3 protein-coding genes are annotated in these 1194 nt (G+C 67.7%); 2 read left to right on the plus strand and 1 reads right to left on the minus strand.

Annotated elements, in window-relative coordinates; translation table 11 throughout:
* Positions 1-66 precede the first annotated feature (66 nt).
* Positions 67-246, minus strand: coding sequence for a helix-turn-helix domain-containing protein (locus ABTY61_RS41895; RefSeq protein ID WP_350510501.1), 180 nt, complete (start codon positions 244-246; stop codon positions 67-69).
* Positions 247-371: 125 nt separating this feature from the next.
* Here ABTY61_RS41895 and ABTY61_RS41900 point away from each other — a divergent pair, with 125 nt between their 5' ends.
* A complete protein-coding gene (locus ABTY61_RS41900) occupies positions 372-719 on the plus strand; it encodes a hypothetical protein (protein ID WP_350510502.1) in 348 nt (115 codons plus the stop codon).
* Positions 716-1069, plus strand: a complete 354-nt coding sequence (locus tag ABTY61_RS41905; protein WP_350510503.1) for a hypothetical protein — start codon at positions 716-718, stop codon at positions 1067-1069. The genes ABTY61_RS41900 and ABTY61_RS41905 overlap by 4 nt, the downstream gene beginning before the upstream one ends.
* Positions 1070-1194: the final 125 nt, after the last annotated feature.

Genomic DNA, 1194 nt, shown 5'->3' on the forward strand with positions numbered 1-1194 from the left:
CCGAAACCGACCACACGGCAGCTGGGGCAAGCCACGCAAGGCACGGAGAACGTAGCCGCCAGCGGCTCAGGAGCGATCTACAGCTGGAGTATTAGCCCGTTCGACGTACGACACCAGACCGTGGCTGTAGCCCATGCGCCGACCCACTTCCGCCTGCGACCACCCTCTGGACCTGCGCAGCCTGCGGAGTTCATTCCCGAACCGGATCGCCGGAGATGACGACGGGTCATCCTCGAAGGGCTCCATCGCTTCCCCTCCCTGTGAATCGACAGGACTGTGAAGGTTGAGGCCTGGAGATCTTAACGCCCGTCACGCCACCATGGCTACATCAAGTGATGCATCGATCGCGATGCGCAACCACGGAGACAGCCATGCCCCCCATCACCCCCTGCACCCCCACGCGCACGCTCCAGGTGGTCATCTACCTGGCCAAGGTCGACTCCGCCTTCCCCGAACGCGACTTGAGCACCTGCGAGTCCTACGCCCACGCCTTCAACTGGGGGATCTCCCTCATCGTCGTCGACGACCAGGTCGACGTCCGTGGGCCCGGGCACCGGCCCATGCTCCAGGCCGCCTTCCGGCAGATCACCGACCGGCAGGCCGGGGCGATCCTCGTCCCCTCGAAGGCCACCATCTCCCCCATCGAAGGCGAGTTCAACGAGTTCGCCGAGCGCGTGGAGAAGGCCTCCGGCTTCATCCAGGTGGCGACCCGTCGATGAGCGACCGCTACGCCATCCTCCCCGCCGACTCGCCGCGCGGCACCCACTACCAGGCCTGGATCATCCGCGACCGCGCCACCACCGACGTGGTGAAGGCCCTTCCCCCGGCCGAGGAACCGCTTCGCTTCTACTCCTACGCCCAGGCACAGGCCTGGGTCCGCACCAACACCCCCAGCACCTACGAGGTCCGTCTGATCGACGCCGCCAGCCCCCACGCCGTCCAGGTCGATTCCTGGGGCCTCTGGAACCCCGCGCTGCACGAGTACCTCCGCGCCCCCGGCTCCTCCGCCCGGATCAGGCGCTTCTACTCGCCCGAGGACGCCGAGGCCTTCCGACGCGCCGTCAACTGACGGACCCGGCCAGGGTGAGACGGTTCTCGACGTGGGCACCCCACACTGTGCGGGGGCCCACGTCGACCCGGATCTCTCTCCAGACCATGACCACGGACGGCCGGAGCACCGTCGTCGCAGCGGTC

This window comes from Kitasatospora sp. NPDC096128 (assembly GCF_040303105.1).
Lineage (GTDB): Bacteria > Actinomycetota > Actinomycetes > Streptomycetales > Streptomycetaceae > Kitasatospora.